Source organism: Streptomyces harbinensis (assembly GCF_900116145.1).
Classification (GTDB): domain Bacteria; phylum Actinomycetota; class Actinomycetes; order Streptomycetales; family Streptomycetaceae; genus Streptomyces; species Streptomyces carpaticus.
Genome location: NZ_FPAB01000010.1, coordinates 1 through 16,040, shown reverse-complemented (window position 1 = coordinate 16,040; position 16,040 = coordinate 1). Strand labels below are relative to the sequence as shown.

Below are 16,040 nucleotides of genomic sequence, written 5' to 3'. Positions count from 1 at the left end.
GGGGCGGACCGCCGCACCGGCGCCGCCCCGTACGGCCCGTGCGTCCCGCCGCCCTAGCGCAGCCCCGTCGAGCGGCGCAGCGCGGCCTGGATGAGCCGGTCGATCAGCTCCGGGTAGTCCACGCCGCTGGCCTGCCACATCCGCGGGTACATCGAGATGGGTGTGAACCCGGGCAGGGTGTTGATCTCGTTGATGACGAACTCGCCGTCCTCGGTGAGGAAGAAGTCCGCCCGCACCAGGCCCTCGCAGGAGACGGCCTCGTAGGCGAGCACGGCCAGTTCCCGCACCCGGTCGGTCTGCTCGGGGGTCAGCGGCGCGGGGACGATGCCTTCGGCCGAGTCGAGGTACTTGGCCTCGAAGTCGTAGAAGTCGTGGTCGGAGACGGGCGGGATCTCGGCGGGGACGGAGGCGCGCGGCCCGTCCTCGAACTCCAGGACGCCGCACTCGATCTCCCGGCCGCGCAGCAGCGACTCGACGATGATCTTGGGGTCGTGCGCGCGGGCCTCGGCGATGGCGTCGTCCAGGCCCGCCAGGTCGTCGACCTTGGTGATGCCCATGGAGGAGCCGGCGCGGGCGGGCTTGACGAAGACGGGCCAGCCGTGGTCGCCGGCGAAGTCCACGATCTTCTTCCGGGCGGCGGCCGGGTCGGTGTCCCATTCGCGCGGGCGGATGACGGTGTAGGGGCCGACGGGCAGGCCGAAGGAGTGGAAGATCCGCTTCATGTACTCCTTGTCCATGCCGACGGCGGAGGCCAGCACCCCGGCCCCGACGTACGGCACGCCGGACAGCTCCAGCATGCCCTGGAGCGTGCCGTCCTCCCCGTAGGGGCCGTGCAGTACGGGGAAGACGACGTCGACGTCGCCGAGGTCCTTGGGCACGGAGCCGGGCTCCGCGAGAACGACCTCGCGCGCGGCCGGGTCCACCGGCAGCAGCACCGAGCCGCCGCCGGGTTCGGCGATCCCGGCCACGGTCGGGAGTTCGCGGCCGGTGATGGCCATCCGCTCGGGATCGTCGGCGGTCAGCGCCCAGCGGCCGTCGGTGGTGATGCCGATGGGCAGCACGTCGTACCGCTCCCGGTCGATCGCGCGGAGCACGGCGCCCGCGGTGAGAACCGAGATGGTGTGCTCGGAGCTGCGTCCGCCGAAGACGACGGCGACGCGGGGCTTGGGGCTCTGGTGAGTGGAGTCGCTGCTCATAACCCCTTGAGGCTACTCGCACACCTGCCCGGGAGTCAGCGAAGCTCGGCCTTGGCGCTGCGTGCCATCAGCTCTTTCAGCGCGGCGGCCGGCTGGACGCCCTCGTGGACGATGCCGACCACGGTTTCGGTGAGCGGCATGTCGACATCGTAGCGGCGCGCCAGATCCCGTACCGAGCGGCACGATTTCACGCCCTCGGCGGTCTGTTTGGTGACGGCGATGGTCTCCTCCAGGGTCATGCCGCGGCCGAGGTTGGTCCCGAAGGTGTTGTTGCGGGACAGCGGCGAGGAGCAGGTGGCCACCAGGTCGCCCATGCCGGCGAGTCCGGCGAAGGTGTGCGCGTCGGCGCCCATCGCCAGGCCCAGCCGGGTGGTCTCGGCCAGGCCGCGGGTGATGAGGGAGCCCTTGGCGTTGTCGCCCAGGCCCATGCCGCCGGCGATGCCCACGGCGAGCGCGATGACGTTCTTGACCGCGCCGCCGAGTTCGCAGCCGACCACGTCGGTGTTGGTGTACGGGCGGAAGTACCCGGTGTGGCAGGCGGCCTGGAGGCGGCGGGCGACGGCCTCGTCGCGGCAGGCGACGACGGAGGCGGCCGGCTGGCGTTCGGCGATCTCGCGGGCGAGGTTGGGGCCGGACAGCACGGCGATCCGTTCGGGACCCGCGCCGGTCACCTCGGCGATGACCTCGCTCATCCGCTTGCTGGTGCCCAGTTCCACACCCTTCATCAGGGAGACCAGTACGGTGTCGGCGGGCAGCAGCGGGGTCCAGGCGGCGAGGTTCTCGCGCAGCGTCTGCGAGGGGACGGCGAGCACCGCGAACTCGGCGCCCTCGGCGGCCCGCGCCGGGTCGGCGGTGGCGTGCACGCCGTCCGGCAGCCGGATGCCGGGCAGGTAGTCGGGGTTGACGCGGGTGCTGTTGATGGTCTCGGCGAGGGCGGCGCGGCGGCCCCACAGCGAGACCTGTGCCCCGGCGTCGGCCAGCACCATGGCGAAGGCGGTCCCCCAGGAACCGTTGCCGAACACGGCGACGCGCGTCACTCGCTGATCTCCTTGACGTCCTGGCTCTGCGGGAGCGGGGCGGGGGTCCGGTCGGCGGCGTCCGGCCGGGCGGCGGGGCGCGCCGTACGCTCCCGTTCGAGTACGTAGCGCTGGGCCGGCGGCTGCTCGTGGCGGATGTCGGCGAGCTGTGCGGTGACGGCGTCCATGATGCGCTCGGTGGCGACGCGCAGCACCTCGGCGGAGGGTTCGCTCTCGTACAGGTCGCTCAGGTCGACCGGGGGGCCGGCCACCACGGTGAGGGTCTTGCGCGGGAAGAGCCGGAACTTGTGTTCCTTCGCGTAGGGCGGCACCGCCTCGTGGGCGCCCCACTGGGCCACCGGGATCACCGGGGCGCGGGTGAGCAGGGCCACCCGGGCGGCGCCGGTCTTGCCGCTCATGGGCCACAGGTCCGGGTCGCGGGTGAGGGTGCCCTCGGGGTAGAAGGCGACGCACTCGCCCTTGTTGACGGCCTCGACCGCGGCGCGGAAGGCGCCGGCGGCGTCGGAGGTCTCCCGGTAGACGGGGATCTGGCCGGTGCCGCGCATCATGAATCCGACGAAGCCGCTCTTGAAGAGGCCGACCTTGGCGAGGAAGCGCGGAACGCGTCCGGTGTTGTACTGGAAGTGGGCGTAGGAGAGCGGGTCGAGGTAGGAGTTGTGATTCACGGCGGTGATGAATCCGCCGTGGTCCGGAATGTTTTCCTGGCCCCGCCAGTCCCGCTTGAACAGGATCAGCATCGGGGGTTTTACCAGAAACGCGGCGCATCGGTAATAGAGGCCGATTCTGCGGCGGGACACTCGGACACCATCTCCTCTTGCACTGCTCCGGCACGGCCTTGCGGGAGCGCCGGACAAGTGTCGCTCCAGGCGGTTTGGCTGTCCAGCGGGGCCTCGCGGCCCCGTGGGCATCCTGTGACCTTACGTCCCGGGGCCCGGCGCGGGGAGGCAGACTGGGCGGACATCCTCAACCGGGAGGGGAACGTGATGCCGCAGCAGGCCGGATGGTCGCTGATCGTGCCGCTGAAGCCGCTGGCGCGGGCGAAGAGCCGGCTGGTGGCGGTGGCCGCCGGGGAGGGCCGGGCGGGGCTGGTGCTGGCGTTCGCCGAGGACACCGTGGCGGCGGCGCTGGCGTGCCCCGCGGTACGGGATGTGGCGGTTGTCACGGATGATCCGGTGGCCGGGCGGCGGCTGGCGCGGCTGGGGGCGCAGGTGGTGCCGGATGTGGCGCGCGGCGGGCTGAACGCGGCGCTGGCGCACGGTGCGGAGGTGGTGCGGCGACGGCGGTGGGGTCCGGCGGCGGTGGCGGCGCTGGGCGCCGATCTGCCCGCGCTGCGGCCGGCGGAGCTGGCGCGGGTGCTCGCGGCGGCGGCGGCGCATCCGCGGGCGTTCGTGGCGGACGCGGCGGGGGTGGGCACCACGGTGCTGACGGCGCGGGAGGAGGCGGCGCTGGCCCCGGCGTTCGAGGGGGCGTCGCGTGCGCGGCACCGGGACTCGGGGGCGGTGGAGCTGGCGCTGCCCGGGGTGGAGAGCGTGCGGCAGGACGTGGACACCGGGGCGGATCTGCGGCGGGCGCTGGCGCTGGGGGTGGGCCCGCGTACGGCGTCCGTGGTCCGCCGGGTCACAGTGTCTGGAGTGTCACCAGGGTGATAGGGCCGGCCGGGGTGCCGTTGGCGGTCTCGATGCGGACCCGCTGACCGGGCCGGAGCAGCAGCAGTCCGCCGGCGGCGAAGGCGTCGGGGCCGAAGTCGACAGGGGTGCCGTCGTCCAGCAGCACGCTGCCGCTGCGGGTGTCGGCGTCGAAGGTGTACGCGGTGGCCTGCATGCGGGCATCGTAGTGCGGCGCCGGGGCGGGCACACGCGCGCGGGCCGGGCTCCCCGGTGTGGGGAGTCCGGCCCGCGGGACGGTGGCTTCGCTGCCGCAGTTCACCCGCGGCGCGCGGTGGCCTTCTTGGCGGTGGTCTTGCGGGCCGAGGCCCGCTTGGCCGGAGCCTTCTTGGCGGTGGTCTTCTTGGCCGGGGCCTTCTTCGCCGTGGCCTTCTTGGCGGTGGCGGCCTTCTTGGTGGTGGCCTTCCTCGCGGTGGTCTTCTTGGCGGTGGTCGCCTTCTTCGCGGTGGTCTTCTTGGCGGTGGCCTTCTTCGCGGCGGCCTTCTTGGTGGTGGTGCCACCGGAGAGGCTGCCCTTGGGGGCCTTCTTCACGGCGACGTCGTTCTTCGGGAGCTTCTTGGTACCGGCCACCAGGTCCTTGAAACCCTGGCCCGCCCGGAACCGGGGGACGGAGGTCTTCTTGACCCGGACCCGCTCGCCCGTCTGCGGATTGCGCGCGTAGCGGGCGGGGCGGTTGACCTTCTCGAACGACCCGAAACCGGTCACCGAGACCCGCTCCCCGGCCACCACAGCCCGGATGATGGCATCGAGAACGATGTCCACCGCGTCCGCGGCCTGCTGGCGGCCGCCGAGCTTGTCTGCAATCGCTTCTACGAGCTGCGCCTTGTTCACGTCTTCCCCTTCGCAGGCATGGCTGGAACGAATGTGTTCAAGCTTTTTCGCACGTTAGGCAGATATATTCCGCAAATCAAACGTGAAACGGGCGAATCACCCTTGTGTCGCAACGAACTCGACCATCACGCGGTTCCATCGCGGCGCGGGGCCGGTGGATCGGGCGGGACGCGCCCGGCGTCGACGTCCACGATCAGCCGCTCCAGGCGGCGGGCGGCGGCGGGCAGGTCCTGCTTGGCCGCCGCCGTGATCACCAGCAGCTTCCGGGTGAGGGCCTGCCGTACGGGCTCGGGCACTTGTGCGGTACGCACCGCACGGTGCGCCTCTTTCAGCCGAGCGGCGACGAGGTCGTACAGCTCAGGTTGACCGTCGCGTTCCATACGCCGATTGTGCCACCTTGCATCCGCTCTCGCCCGGTAAGGTCCCAATAGCCGTGTCCTGCGGGGTCGTTCGGGCCGTCACACGCCACCGCCCCCGTCCGGAGGGCCGGTCGGGGGCGGGCGGGTACGGGCGCTGGTCAACGGCGCCCGAGGGGAGGGCGGTTCAGTGCGTCAGCGTGCGCGGCTTGTGGGCGGGACGGCGCGCTTCGAAGGCGGCGATGGCGTCCTCGTTCTGCAGCGTGATGCTGATGTCGTCGAGACCTTCGAGCAGCCGCCAGCGGGCGTTCTCGTCCAGCTCGAACGCGGCCTCGACCCCCTCGGCCGTCACGGTGCGGGTGACGAGGTCGACGGTGACGGCGGCGGCCGGGTCGGACTCGGTGAGCTGCCACAGCGCCTCGACGGTCTCCTGCGGGAGCACGACCGTCAGCAGGCCGTTCTTGAGCGAGTTGCCCCGGAAGATGTCGGCGAAGCGGGAGGAGATCACCGTCTTGAAGCCGTAGTTCTGCAGGGCCCACACGGCGTGCTCGCGGGAGGAGCCGGTGCCGAAGTCCGGGCCCGCCACCAGCACGGTGGCGCCGGAGTGTTCCGGCCGGTTGAGGACGAACTCCGGGTCCTTGCGCCAGGCCTCGAACAGACCGTCCTCGAAGCCGTCCCGGGTGACCTTCTTCAGCCAGTGGGCCGGGATGATCTGGTCGGTGTCGACATTGGAGCGGCGCAGCGGCACGGCCCGCCCGGTGTGGGTGGTGAATGCTTCCATGGCTCAGACCTCCACGGGGACGGGAACGCCGGCCAGATCGGCCGGGGACGCGAGGGTGCCGGTGACCGCGGTGGCGGCGGCCACCTGCGGGGAGACCAGGTGGGTACGGCCGCCCTTGCCCTGCCGGCCCTCGAAGTTGCGGTTGGAGGTGGAGGCGGAGCGCTCACCGGGGGCCAGCTGGTCGGGGTTCATGCCCAGACACATGGAACAGCCGGCGTGCCGCCACTCGGCGCCCGCCTCGGTGAACACCTTGTCCAGGCCCTCCTGCACGGCCTGCAGCGCCACCCGGACCGAGCCGGGCACCACCAGCATCCGCACCCCGTCGGCGACCTTGCGCCCCTGGAGCACGGCGGCGGCGGAGCGCAGATCCTCGATGCGGCCGTTGGTGCAGGAGCCGACGAAGACGGTGTCCACGGAGATGTCGCGCAGCGGGGTCCCGGCGGTCAGGCCCATGTACTCCAGCGCCTTCTCGGCGGCGAGGCGCTCGCTGGGGTCGGTGTACTGCCCGGGGTCGGGCACGGCGGCCGACAGCGGGGCGCCCTGCCCGGGGTTGGTGCCCCAGGTGACGAACGGCGCCAGCGCGGCGGCGTCGATGACGACCTCGTGGTCGAAGACGGCGTCCTCGTCGGTGCGCAGCGTCTTCCAGTAGGCGACGGCCTCGTCCCACTCGGCGCCGCTCGGGGCGTGGTCGCGCCCGCGCAGATAGGCGAACGTGGTCTCGTCCGGGGCGATCATGCCGGCCCGGGCGCCGGCCTCGATCGACATGTTGCAGATGGTCATGCGGGCCTCCATCGAGAGCTTCTCGATGGCCTCGCCGCGGTATTCGATGACGTAGCCCTGGCCGCCGCCGGTGCCGATCCTGGCGATGATCGCCAGGATCAGGTCCTTGGCGGTGACGCCGTCGGGCAGCTCGCCCTCGACGGTGATCGCCATGGTTTTGAACGGCGCCATCGGCAGCGTCTGGGTGGCCAGCACATGCTCGACCTGGCTGGTGCCGATGCCGAACGCCAGCGCGCCGAAGGCACCGTGGGTGGAGGTGTGGCTGTCGCCGCAGACCACCGTGGTGCCCGGCTGGGTGAGCCCCAGCTGCGGGCCGACCACGTGCACCACGCCCTGCTCGTCGTCGCCCAGGGAGTGCAGCCGGACACCGAAGTCGGCGCAGTTCTTGCGCAGGGTCTCCAGCTGGGTGCGCGAGACCGGGTCGGCGATCGGCTTGTCGATGTCCAGGGTGGGGGTGTTGTGGTCCTCGGTGGCGATGGTGAGGTCGGTGCGGCGCACCGCCCGGCCGCTCTTGCGCAGTCCGTCGAACGCCTGCGGACTGGTCACCTCGTGCAGGAGGTGGAGATCGATGAACAGCAGATCGGGCTCTCCCTCCGCACGCCGGACGACATGGTCGTCCCAGACTTTCTCCGCCAGTGTCCGTCCCATCGCATTCCCTCCGCTCCATGTGGCCGCCGTCCGCTCCCCGCGTACCGGACGGTGGCCGGGCCCACCTCATTGCGGACCCCGGCAGTCCAGAGTGGCGTCTTCCCCGGAAAAAGGAACTTGCGTTTCACAGTGTGAGACGCGAGTATCGTTGCATGGACAATTCACGTGGCGACTCCAGCGGAGTGGGCGTACTGGACAAGGCGGCCCTGGTACTGGGTGCGCTGGAGTCCGGCCCCGCCACGCTGGCCGGACTGGTGTCGGCCACGGGACTGGCCAGGCCCACCGCGCACCGCATGGCGGTGGCCCTGGAGCACCACCGGCTGCTGGCCCGGGACATGCAGGGCCGCTTCGTGCTGGGTCCGCGGCTGGCGGAGCTGGCGGCGGCGGCCGGCGAGGACCGGCTGCTGGCGGCGGCCGGGCCGGTGCTGACCCATCTGCGCGATCTGACCGGGGAGAGCGCCCAGCTCTACCGGCGCCAGGGCGACATGCGCATCTGCGTGGCCGCCGCCGAGCGGCTGTCCGGCCTGCGGGACACCGTGCCGGTCGGCTCCACCCTGCCGATGAAGGCCGGCTCGGCCGCCCAGATCCTGCTCGCCTGGGAGGAGCCGGAGCGGCTCCACCACGGCTTGCAGGGCGCCCGGTTCACCGCGACCGCGCTCTCCGGGGTACGCCGCCGGGGCTGGGCCCAGTCGATCGGCGAACGGGAGCCGGGGGTGGCCTCGGTGTCCGCCCCGGTACGCGGCCCCTCCAACCGCGTGGTGGCGGCCGTGTCCGTCTCCGGGCCGATCGAGCGGCTGACCCGGCACCCGGGCCGGATGCACGCCCAGGCCCTGATCGACGCCGCCGGCCGGCTCACCGAGGCGCTGCGGCGCGGCGGCGGTCACTGACCGCTCACACCTCCAGCCGCTGCGCCGCCCGCTCACCGCGCCGCGCCACCGGCTCCACCCCGCCGACCGCGCCGAGGCCGCCCACCGGCATGTTCAGGTAGATGGACTCGTGGGCGCCGGCCGGCACCACATAGGTCTCGTGCCAGAAGCCCACCCGGCCCCGGCCCTGCCGTATCCGCCGGTTGAACGCCGCCCAGGCCGGGCGGTGCTCCCCCTCCGGCGCCGAGGCGTAGGCCAGCAGCCGCTCGTGGGACGACCAGTACTGCACGACCTGGACGAACCGCGGCCCGCCCAGCAGCAGCCGGTACCCCAGCATCCCGCTGTCCGGGTCGGCCGACAGCTCCCTGAGCATCCTGGGCATGGCCATCAGCACCGGCCACCAGTGGCGCACCCGCCAGAAGCTGTTGATCCGCATCCCGATGAGAAACAGCGTGATCTCCCCCGTGGCCGCCGCCGTCATCCGGCCCTCGACGATCTTCCGGCTCATGCCGCACCCCGCTCTTCCGCTTCCGTTCGCACAACCGACCGCACCTTGGATAGTTGCGCTATCCATGATTGGATAGTGCCACTCCCCAATGCATCCGCGCAAGGGGCATCCGAGAATCCGTGGAGAAAGTGGGCTGAGGGCCGTATGCGGCTGGCAGAACTGAGCGAACGCAGCGGGGTGACCACCGCGACGATCAAGTACTACCTGCGGGAGGGGCTGCTGCCCCCCGGCGAGCGGATCTCGGCGACCCAGGCCGAGTACGGCGAGGAACACCTGCGCCGGCTGCGGCTGGTCCGGGCGCTGGTGCAGGTGGGCCGGATCCCGGTGGCCACCGCGCGGGAGGTGCTCACCGCCATCGACGACGACCGGACCGACCAGCTCACCCGGATCGGCACCGCCGTCGCGGCCCTCCCCCAGCCCGCGCCACCGCGCCGGCGCGATGAGACGGTCGTCACCGCAGAAGCCCTTGCCGGGGAACTCCAGCGGCGGCTCGGCTGGCGGATCGTGGTGGACAACCCCGCCCACCAGGCGCTGGTCACCGCGCTCGCCGCGCTGCTGCGGCTCGGCTACCCGTGCACCGTCGAGCAACTGCTGCCGTACGGCGCGGCGGCCGACGGGCTGGCCGCGCACGAGATCGCGCTGATCGGGGAGTTCGCCTCGCCGACCACCCAGCTGGAGGCCGCGGTGGCCCTCACCGTGCTCTACGAGCCCGTCCTGCTGAGCCTGCGCCGCCTCGCCCAGGCCGAAGCCGCCACCCGGCAGCTGCGCGGCCCCTCCTGAACGGCGAAAAGCCCTCCTCCTCACCGAGGCGAGAAGGAGGGCTTATCCTGCGTACCCCCGACCGGATTCGAACCGGCGCTACCGCCTTGAGAGGGCGGCGTGCTAGGCCGCTACACAACGGGGGCCCACACAAGATCCCGAAGGATCCGTACCCCCGACCGGATTCGAACCGGCGCTACTGCCGTGAGAGGGCAGCGTGCTAGGCCGCTACACAACGGGGGCGGTGATCTGCGAGCAGATCGCGCTGGGCTACCAGGACTCGAACCTAGACTAACTGAACCAGAATCAGTCGTGCTGCCAATTACACCATAGCCCACCAAATCGCAACTCCTTGTGGGGAGTTTTGCTTGGTGTCCGCCGGGCTGTCCCGGCGACAGGAAGAACATTACCCGATGGGCGACGGTGCTCCAAAACGAGTTGTCCCGCCCGCCAGTTCTCTCAGCAGCAGATACGCCCGCTGGATGAAGGCCCCGTCCAGCGCGGGCGCGCGGTTGGCCACCGCGGCCAGCGCCACCCCCCGCTCGGGGCTGAACCCCACGAACGCGGTGCACCCCCGGGTCCCCCCGGAGTGGAAGAGCAGCAGATGACCGGGCCGCCGCCGCGCGTTCCACACCAGGGCGATCCGGTCCTCGCCCGGGCGCACCACCAGCCGCGGCCTGGCCACCTCGGTCAGCGCCGTGGCCAGCGGACCGTCGCCCCCGGCCGCCCGCACCGGGTCGAGCAGCGCCTCCAGGTACCGCAGCAACTCCTCCGGCCCGGCGTGCAGCGCGCCGGCCCCGGCCAGCCCCGGGATCCGCCAGGGCGGCCGGGCCCGGCCGTGCCAGTAGCCGGTGGCGTCCCCGGCCGCCCCGGCCTGCGCGCCGGTGCTCCGCAGCCCCAGCGGGGTGAGCACCCGGGCCGCCAGCGCCCGTTCGTACCCGCCGTACGGCTCGCCCGCCGCGCGGGCCAGCAGCATGCCGAGCAGTCCGACCCCGAAGTTGGAGTACCGCACCCGGGTACCGGGGGCGGCCGACGGCCTGGTGCGGGCCAGGGCGGCCAGCAGCTCGCCGGGGCCGTACGCCGCGTACGGATTGGAGAACCAGCGCGGCACGGCGCTGCGCAGCAGCCCCGGCGGCAGCCGCGGCAGTCCCGAGGTGTGCGTCGCCAGGTGCAGCAGGGTGATCGGCGCGCCGCCGACGCGCCGGTACGGGGCGGCGCCGGGCGGCAGGAAGCGGTCGATCGGGTCGTCGTAGCCGACCTCGCCCCGGGCCGCGAGTTCGGCCAGCAGCAGGGCGGTGTAGGTCTTGGTGACCGAGCCGAGGGCGAAGCGGGTGCCCGGCTCGGCCGGCCGGCCGGTGGCGTCGTGCGCGGTGCGTCCGCCCACCGCCACCAGGCGCTCCCCCGCGCGGTGCACCGCCACCGCCACCGTGCTGGCGCCCGGTGCGGCGGCGGCGAGCGAGGCCAGCAGCCCGGTGGCCACCGGGTCCGCCGCACCCGGGTGCAGGGTCCTGACCGTGGTGGCCGCCGCGTCCGTCGCGTCCGGGCTCATCGCGTCCGCCGCCCTCACGTGAGCGTGCGGGAGACCGCGATGCTCCCGGCGACGGCGGCGACCACGGCGGTGTGCTGGTGGTCGGCGAACCGCCGCGCCGGGTCCTCGCTCACCGGTTCGCCGTCGCGCGGCATCAGCCCGTCCGGGTGCTGGACGGCCGCGAGCGCCGCCCAGTCGGCCGGGTCGCACACCGGGTCGGGCAGGCAGGAGCCGACGATCATCAGCTCGGCGACCAGGTCCCACTGGGCGACCTCGCGCCAGATGTCCGTCCACACCGGCAGCCAGGTGGTGAGGTAGCTCGCGATCTCCGCCGGCAGTCCTTCGGGGCGGGCGCCCCAGTCGGTGAGATGGAAGACCGTGTGGGTCATGGAGTAGGCGGTCATCCAGTCGATCGCCCACGGCTCGGGGGTGGCGCCCAGCCAGGTGGCGCGGGTGAGCGCGGCCCAGTCGAAGCCGTAGTCGAGCCCGGCCAGCCGGGCGGCGTTGGCGATGGCCAGCCGCCGGTTGGGCACCACTTCGGCGGCGCGCACCGAGCGCAGCGCCGCGTTGTGCCGCAGCAGGGCGTCCATGCCCGGGTGGCGGTAGCCGGCCCGGACGAAGTGGGCGTACATCTCCAGCGGGTCGGTGAGCAGCGAGTGCCGCAGCTGGCGTTCGTAGAGCAGGTCGCCCTCGCGCAGTTGCCGCCAGCCGAAGTCGAGCAGTTCGCGGGCGGCGCGCATGCTCTCGCTGCCGGCCGCGGATTCGCGCAGCACCAGGGAGCCGGCCAGGGCGGCCTCGCCCAGCGGCTTGTAGACGCTGTTGGGGTCGCCGAGGTCGGCGGTGGTCCCCTCGGGTAGCGCGCCGTGGTCGCGGTGGGCGAGCAGCCAGCCGAAGGCGCGGGTGGCCACCTGGTGGGCGATCGGGGTGACGGCGGTGGTCATGCGGTCCTCCCCAGCAGCAGCCGGGCCACCGCCAGATCGAGGGCGAGCCGGGGCTCGCCGGCGGCGTGCAGGGCGATGTGCTCGGTGAGCGCGGCGGGGTCCAGGGGCAGTGGTACGCCGTCCCGGTGGGCGGCGGCCAGCCAGCGGGCCAGCCGGGCCGCGGTGGGGTAGTCCCGGCGCAGCAGGGCGCGGGTGGTGCCGCGGGCCAGGGGGACGGGGTGGCGGCGGACGACGGCCGGTACCGGGCCGGTGACGCCGGGGAGGGCGAGGGTGGCCAGCCGGGCGCAGACGGCCGACCAGCGGGGCCAGTCGGCGGTGTCGGTGAGGACGGGGGCGGCGGGCGGCTGCGGGGTGTCGTCGGCGGCGCCGTCGCCGAGGCCGGCGATGAGCCGGCCGGTGGCCCAGTCGCGCCAGGCGATGGCCCAGTTCTCCAGCGGGCCTTCGGGGGGCGGCGCGGTGAGGACCGGGGCCGGGAAGACCGCGGTGGCCTGGGCGATGACGGTGAGGTCGCGCGGGTGCGGGGTGCCGCCGGTGAGGGCGTAGGGGGCGAGGACGTCGGCGCCCAGCACCCGTACCGCGGCGAGGGCGGCTTTCGGGTCGGTGGCCGCTTCGGTGAACCGGGCGAGCGGGGCTGTGTCCCCGGCGCCCCGGAGGGCGTCGAGGACACAGCGGGCCAGCTCGGCGGTTGCTTCCGTGTACACGGCACGGGCGGCGCGTTCGGCGGATCCCGTCGTCACGGGTGCTCCCTCCGTCCGCCGGGAGCCGGCCTGCGGCTCACTGGTCGCCCGGCTCCGCGGGGGCCTTCGGCGAGAGCAGCAGGAGCAGCAGGAGGAATCCGGCCGCTTCGGGTGAGTAGAGCGGGGCGTCGCTCAGCGGCGCTTCCGGTTCGGTCATCAGGGCCTGGGCGGCGGCTGCCTCGGCGGGGTCGGCGACGAGCGGGAGTGTCTTCTGCGCGAGCATGCATTGCCTCCTCATATCGGGTGCTTTGCCATGTCAGCGATACTGACGAGGCAAAACGCTACGCCATCACCCGATATGTCGCATTTTGAGAACGGGACACCTCCGACGCCGCTCCCGGCACACGGAGGGGGCCCCGCCGCGGCGGGGCCCCCTCCGGTACGCGTGCCGCTCAGCCCGCGAGCCGCGCCAGCGCCGCCTCGATCCGGGCCAGGGTCCGCTCCCGGCCCAGCACCACCAGCGACTCGAACAGCGGCAGCCCGACCGTGCGCCCGGTGACCGCCACCCGCACCGGCGCCTGCGCCTTGCCCAGCTTCAGCCCGTGCGCCTCACCGGCCGCCTGCACGGCCTCCTTGAGCGACTCGGCGGAGCTCCAGTCGGCCGCCGCCAGCCGCTCCCGGGCCGCCGCCAGCACCTGCTCGGCGCCCGGCTTCATCGCCTTGGCCCAGGACTTCTCGTCCTCCACCGGGGCGTCCAGGAACAGGAAGTCGACATTGGCCGTGATGTCGGAGAGCACCGTCAGCCGGGTCTGCGCCAGCGGCGCCAGCTCCTCGAAGGCCGCCCGGTCGAACGCCTCCGGCTTCCACGGCGCGTACGGCGCGGCCAGCCACGGCTCGCACGCCGCCACGAACGCGTCCAGCGGCAACTCCCGTACGTGCACCGCGTTGATCGCCTCGGCCTTCTTCAGGTCGAAGCGCGCCGGGTTGGCGTTGACGTCGCCGATCTCGAAGGCCGCCACCATCTCCTCGACCGTGAAGATGTCCCGGTCCTCGGCGATCGACCAGCCCAGCAGCGACAGGTAGTTGAGCAGCCCGGACGGCAGGAAGCCGCGCTCGCGGTACAGATTGAGCGAGGACTCCGGGTCACGCTTGGAGAGCTTCTTGTTGCCCTCCCCCATCACATACGGCAGATGCCCGAACTCCGGGACGCGCCCCGTCCCGACGCCGATCTCCGCCAGCGCACCGTACAGCGCGATCTGCCGCGGCGTGGAGGACAGCAGGTCCTCGCCGCGCAGCACGTGGGTGATCTCCATCAGCGCGTCGTCCACCGGGTTGACCAGGGTGTACAGCGGCGCGCCGTTGGCGCGCACGATCCCGTAGTCCGAGACGTGCTCCGGCGCGAAGGTGAGCGTGCCGCGCACCAGGTCGGTGAAGGTGATCTGCTCGTCCGGCATCCGGAACCGGATGATCGGCGCGCGCCCCTCGGCCTCGTACGCCGCGATCTGCTCCGCCGTCAGCTCCCGGCAGTGCCCGTCGTACCCGGAGTGCCGGCCGGCCGCCCGCGCCGCCTCCCGGCGCTCCTCCAGCTCCGCGGTGGTGCAGTAGCAGGGGTACGCGCGGCCCGCCTCGCGCAGCCGGCGCGCCACGTCGGCGTAGATGTCCATCCGCTGCGACTGCCGGTACGGGGCGTGCGGGCCGCCGGTCTCGGGGCCCTCGTCCCAGTCGAGGCCGAGCCAGCGCATCGAGTCGAGCAGCGCGGTGTACGACTCCTCGGAGTCGCGGGCGGCGTCGGTGTCCTCGATGCGGAAGACCATGGTGCCGCCGTGGTGGCGGGCGAAGGCCCAGTTGAACAGGGCGGTGCGCACCAGCCCCACATGGGGGTTGCCCGTCGGGGACGGGCAGAAGCGCACACGTACGGAGGGGGAGGGAGAAGTCACGCCTTGACGACCTTGTTGGTGAGAGTGCCGATGCCTTCGATGGAGACGGCGACCTCGTCGCCGGCGTGCAGCGGGCCGACGCCGGCCGGGGTGCCGGTGAGGATGACGTCCTGCGGGAGCAGCGTCATCGACTCGGTGATGTGCACGATCAGGTCCTCCACCGTACGGACCATCTCGCTGGTGCGGCCCAGCTGCCGCTGTTCGCCGTTCACCGTGCACATGATGGCGAGGTCGGCCGGGTCGGCGTCGGTCTCGATCCACGGGCCGAGCGGGCAGGAGGTGTCGAAGCCCTTGGCACGCGCCCACTGCTTCTCGCGCTCCTGGACGTCGCGCGCGGTGATGTCGTTGGCGCAGGTGTAGCCGAGGATGACGTCCCTGGCGCGTTCGCGCGGCACGTCCCGGCACATCCGGCCGATGACCACGGCCAGCTCCGCCTCGTGGTGGACCTCGCGGGAGATCGAGGGATACCGGATGGCGTCACCGTCGCCGATCACCGAGGTGGAGGGCTTGAAGAAGGTGACGGGGGTGTCGGGGACCTCGTTGCCCAGCTCGCGCGCGTGCGCGGCGTAGTTCCGGCCGATCGCGACGACCTTGCTGGGGAGGACGGGGGGCAGCAGCCGGACCGCCTTGAGCGGGACCCGGTGGCCCGAGCGCTCGAACTCGGCGAAGGGATGGCCCTTGATGATGTCGAGGACGAGCCCGTCCTCGTCGGTGGGCCCCCCCTCCACCACACCGAAACCGACGGTGCCGTCGATGGAGAATCTGGCGATGCGCACGGCTGCGTTGCCCTTCACTGGCTTGCTGGGATCTCTGTCCTCAGCCTAGCCAACCGCCACGCGGCGGTGTCTCCCCAGCACGGGGAGACTACCGGCGTGGCAGCGGGGGACGCTCGGAATTACCGCAGGCGGGCCATGAGGGCGTGCTCGACGAGAGTGATCAGCGCCGCCTTCGCCTCCGCACGATGCCGCGCATCCGTCGTGATGATCGGCGCGTCAGGACCGATCTGCAACGCCTCCCGCACCTCCTCCGGAGAATACGGCTGATGCCCGTCAAAACCATTCAACGCGATCACGAACGGCAGACCACTGTTCTCGAAGTAATCCACCGCCGGAAAACAATCCGCAAGACGCCGCGTATCCACCAGCACCACCGCACCAATGGCACCACGCACCAAATCGTCCCACATGAACCAGAAACGATCCTGCCCCGGCGTACCGAACAGATACAGAATCAAATCCTGATCCAGCGTGATACGACCGAAGTCCATCGCCACCGTCGTGGTCGTCTTACCACCGGTATGCGTCAGATCATCGATCCCCGCCGACGCAGACGTCATCACCGCCTCGGTACGCAGCGGATTGATCTCCGACACCGCACCGACAAACGTGGTCTTCCCCACACCAAAACCACCCGCGACCACAATCTTCGCAGAAGTAGTGGAACGGGAAGGAGCCGAACGGCCCGCACCGCTAGAGCTTGCGAAGTCCACTGAGCACCCTTTCGAGCAGTGTCACATCAGGCTGACCACCGG

The 16,040-nt window shown here is 72.2% G+C and carries 19 protein-coding genes and 3 tRNA genes; 3 read left to right on the top strand and 19 right to left on the bottom strand.

What is annotated here, in order from left to right; genetic code table 11:
* Positions 1 to 53: 53 nt before the first annotated feature.
* From BM385_RS22785 to BM385_RS22775, 3 genes are read right to left on the bottom strand one after another with little or no spacing between them, the layout of a single operon-like run.
* Positions 54 to 1,196, bottom strand: a complete 1,143-nt coding sequence (locus BM385_RS22785; protein ID WP_093844229.1) for a D-alanine--D-alanine ligase family protein — start codon at positions 1,194 to 1,196, stop codon at positions 54 to 56.
* 35 nt (positions 1,197 to 1,231) lie between these two features.
* Positions 1,232 to 2,233: an NAD(P)H-dependent glycerol-3-phosphate dehydrogenase gene (locus tag BM385_RS22780; RefSeq protein WP_019435488.1), complete on the bottom strand. Its 1,002-nt coding sequence runs from the start codon at positions 2,231 to 2,233 to the stop codon at positions 1,232 to 1,234.
* Positions 2,230 to 3,030, bottom strand: a complete 801-nt coding sequence (locus tag BM385_RS22775; protein WP_093844228.1) for a lysophospholipid acyltransferase family protein — start codon at positions 3,028 to 3,030, stop codon at positions 2,230 to 2,232. The genes BM385_RS22780 and BM385_RS22775 overlap by 4 nt, the downstream gene beginning before the upstream one ends.
* Before the next feature lie 186 nt (positions 3,031 to 3,216).
* Between BM385_RS22775 and cofC the strand changes: the two genes are divergently transcribed.
* Positions 3,217 to 3,879: a 2-phospho-L-lactate guanylyltransferase gene (gene cofC / locus BM385_RS22770; RefSeq protein ID WP_019435486.1), complete on the top strand. Its 663-nt coding sequence runs from the start codon at positions 3,217 to 3,219 to the stop codon at positions 3,877 to 3,879.
* Here the strand turns inward: cofC and BM385_RS22765 are convergent.
* From BM385_RS22765 to leuC, 5 genes are all read right to left on the bottom strand, one after another.
* Positions 3,851 to 4,054 carry a hypothetical protein gene (locus tag BM385_RS22765; RefSeq protein WP_093844278.1) on the bottom strand — a complete coding sequence of 68 codons (204 nt, stop codon included), beginning with the start codon at positions 4,052 to 4,054 and terminating at the stop codon, positions 3,851 to 3,853. The two genes, cofC and BM385_RS22765, sit on opposite strands and share 29 nt — an antisense overlap.
* Positions 4,055 to 4,155: 101 nt before the next feature.
* Positions 4,156 to 4,728, bottom strand: coding sequence for an HU family DNA-binding protein (locus BM385_RS22760; protein ID WP_019435484.1), 573 nt, complete (start codon positions 4,726 to 4,728; stop codon positions 4,156 to 4,158).
* A gap of 125 nt (positions 4,729 to 4,853) precedes the next feature.
* Positions 4,854 to 5,108 carry an SCO5555 family protein gene (locus BM385_RS22755; RefSeq protein WP_093844227.1) on the bottom strand — a complete coding sequence of 85 codons (255 nt, stop codon included), beginning with the start codon at positions 5,106 to 5,108 and terminating at the stop codon, positions 4,854 to 4,856.
* A 163-nt stretch (positions 5,109 to 5,271) separates the two neighbouring features.
* Positions 5,272 to 5,865, bottom strand: coding sequence for a 3-isopropylmalate dehydratase small subunit (gene leuD / locus BM385_RS22750; protein ID WP_019435482.1), 594 nt, complete (start codon positions 5,863 to 5,865; stop codon positions 5,272 to 5,274).
* Between the two features lie 3 nt (positions 5,866 to 5,868).
* Positions 5,869 to 7,293 (bottom strand): 3-isopropylmalate dehydratase large subunit, encoded by a 1,425-nt coding sequence (leuC, locus tag BM385_RS22745; RefSeq protein WP_019435481.1) that lies wholly within the window; start codon positions 7,291 to 7,293, stop codon positions 5,869 to 5,871.
* 152 nt (positions 7,294 to 7,445) lie between these two features.
* On the opposite strand from leuC, the gene BM385_RS22740 reads away from it, so the two are divergent.
* Positions 7,446 to 8,180, top strand: a complete 735-nt coding sequence (locus BM385_RS22740; protein WP_026047726.1) for an IclR family transcriptional regulator — start codon at positions 7,446 to 7,448, stop codon at positions 8,178 to 8,180.
* 4 nt (positions 8,181 to 8,184) lie between these two features.
* Here the strand turns inward: BM385_RS22740 and BM385_RS22735 are convergent, their stop codons facing one another.
* A complete protein-coding gene (locus tag BM385_RS22735) occupies positions 8,185 to 8,667 on the bottom strand; it encodes a DUF4188 domain-containing protein (RefSeq protein WP_019435479.1) in 483 nt (160 codons plus the stop codon).
* Between the two features lie 144 nt (positions 8,668 to 8,811).
* On the opposite strand from BM385_RS22735, the gene BM385_RS22730 reads away from it, so the two are divergent.
* Entirely contained in the window at positions 8,812 to 9,447 is a 636-nt protein-coding gene (locus BM385_RS22730) for a MerR family transcriptional regulator (RefSeq protein WP_093844226.1), read from the top strand.
* Positions 9,448 to 9,499: 52 nt separating this feature from the next.
* On the opposite strand, the gene BM385_RS22725 is transcribed toward BM385_RS22730, so the two are convergent.
* The 10 genes from BM385_RS22725 to BM385_RS22680 form a co-directional block, all read right to left on the bottom strand.
* A tRNA-Glu gene (locus BM385_RS22725) sits at positions 9,500 to 9,572 on the bottom strand.
* Positions 9,573 to 9,596: 24 nt separating this feature from the next.
* A tRNA-Glu gene (locus BM385_RS22720) sits at positions 9,597 to 9,669 on the bottom strand.
* Positions 9,670 to 9,691: 22 nt separating this feature from the next.
* Positions 9,692 to 9,763, bottom strand: a tRNA-Gln gene (locus tag BM385_RS22715).
* A gap of 69 nt (positions 9,764 to 9,832) precedes the next feature.
* Complete coding sequence (locus BM385_RS22710) at positions 9,833 to 10,975, bottom strand: serine hydrolase domain-containing protein (RefSeq protein ID WP_093844225.1); 1,143 nt, start codon at positions 10,973 to 10,975, stop codon at positions 9,833 to 9,835.
* 14 nt (positions 10,976 to 10,989) lie between these two features.
* Positions 10,990 to 11,895 carry a DUF6895 family protein gene (locus BM385_RS22705; RefSeq protein WP_093844224.1) on the bottom strand — a complete coding sequence of 302 codons (906 nt, stop codon included), beginning with the start codon at positions 11,893 to 11,895 and terminating at the stop codon, positions 10,990 to 10,992.
* Positions 11,892 to 12,632, bottom strand: coding sequence for a hypothetical protein (locus BM385_RS22700; RefSeq protein ID WP_019435475.1), 741 nt, complete (start codon positions 12,630 to 12,632; stop codon positions 11,892 to 11,894). Before BM385_RS22700 ends, BM385_RS22705 begins: the two co-directional genes overlap by 4 nt.
* Before the next feature lie 37 nt (positions 12,633 to 12,669).
* Positions 12,670 to 12,855, bottom strand: coding sequence for a hypothetical protein (locus tag BM385_RS22695; RefSeq protein ID WP_019435474.1), 186 nt, complete (start codon positions 12,853 to 12,855; stop codon positions 12,670 to 12,672).
* Between the two features lie 169 nt (positions 12,856 to 13,024).
* Positions 13,025 to 14,509 carry a glutamate--tRNA ligase gene (gene gltX / locus BM385_RS22690; protein ID WP_093844223.1) on the bottom strand — a complete coding sequence of 495 codons (1,485 nt, stop codon included), beginning with the start codon at positions 14,507 to 14,509 and terminating at the stop codon, positions 13,025 to 13,027.
* On the bottom strand, positions 14,506 to 15,285 hold the full coding sequence (locus tag BM385_RS22685) for a fumarylacetoacetate hydrolase family protein (protein WP_093844277.1): 780 nt from the start codon (positions 15,283 to 15,285) through the stop codon (positions 14,506 to 14,508). The genes gltX and BM385_RS22685 overlap by 4 nt, the downstream gene beginning before the upstream one ends.
* A gap of 119 nt (positions 15,286 to 15,404) precedes the next feature.
* Positions 15,405 to 15,998: a GTP-binding protein gene (locus BM385_RS22680; RefSeq protein ID WP_093844222.1), complete on the bottom strand. Its 594-nt coding sequence runs from the start codon at positions 15,996 to 15,998 to the stop codon at positions 15,405 to 15,407.
* Positions 15,999 to 16,040 lie beyond the last annotated feature (42 nt).

Bases quoted from the DNA above. Each gene is read 5' to 3' on its own strand.
- leuC (WP_019435481.1), bottom strand. From the start codon at position 7,293: ATGGGACGGACACTGGCGGAGAAAGTCTGGGACGACCATGTCGTCCGG.
- BM385_RS22765 (WP_093844278.1), bottom strand. From the start codon at position 4,054: ATGCAGGCCACCGCGTACACCTTCGACGCCGACACCCGCAGCGGCAGC.
- leuD (WP_019435482.1), bottom strand. From the start codon at position 5,865: ATGGAAGCATTCACCACCCACACCGGGCGGGCCGTGCCGCTGCGCCGC.
- cofC (WP_019435486.1), top strand. From the start codon at position 3,217: ATGCCGCAGCAGGCCGGATGGTCGCTGATCGTGCCGCTGAAGCCGCTG.
- BM385_RS22730 (WP_093844226.1), top strand. From the start codon at position 8,812: ATGCGGCTGGCAGAACTGAGCGAACGCAGCGGGGTGACCACCGCGACG.
- BM385_RS22705 (WP_093844224.1), bottom strand. From the start codon at position 11,895: ATGACCACCGCCGTCACCCCGATCGCCCACCAGGTGGCCACCCGCGCC.
- BM385_RS22785 (WP_093844229.1), bottom strand. From the start codon at position 1,196: ATGAGCAGCGACTCCACTCACCAGAGCCCCAAGCCCCGCGTCGCCGTC.
- BM385_RS22735 (WP_019435479.1), bottom strand. From the start codon at position 8,667: ATGAGCCGGAAGATCGTCGAGGGCCGGATGACGGCGGCGGCCACGGGG.
- BM385_RS22740 (WP_026047726.1), top strand. From the start codon at position 7,446: ATGGACAATTCACGTGGCGACTCCAGCGGAGTGGGCGTACTGGACAAG.
- BM385_RS22755 (WP_093844227.1), bottom strand. From the start codon at position 5,108: ATGGAACGCGACGGTCAACCTGAGCTGTACGACCTCGTCGCCGCTCGG.
- BM385_RS22710 (WP_093844225.1), bottom strand. From the start codon at position 10,975: ATGAGCCCGGACGCGACGGACGCGGCGGCCACCACGGTCAGGACCCTG.
- BM385_RS22695 (WP_019435474.1), bottom strand. From the start codon at position 12,855: ATGCTCGCGCAGAAGACACTCCCGCTCGTCGCCGACCCCGCCGAGGCA.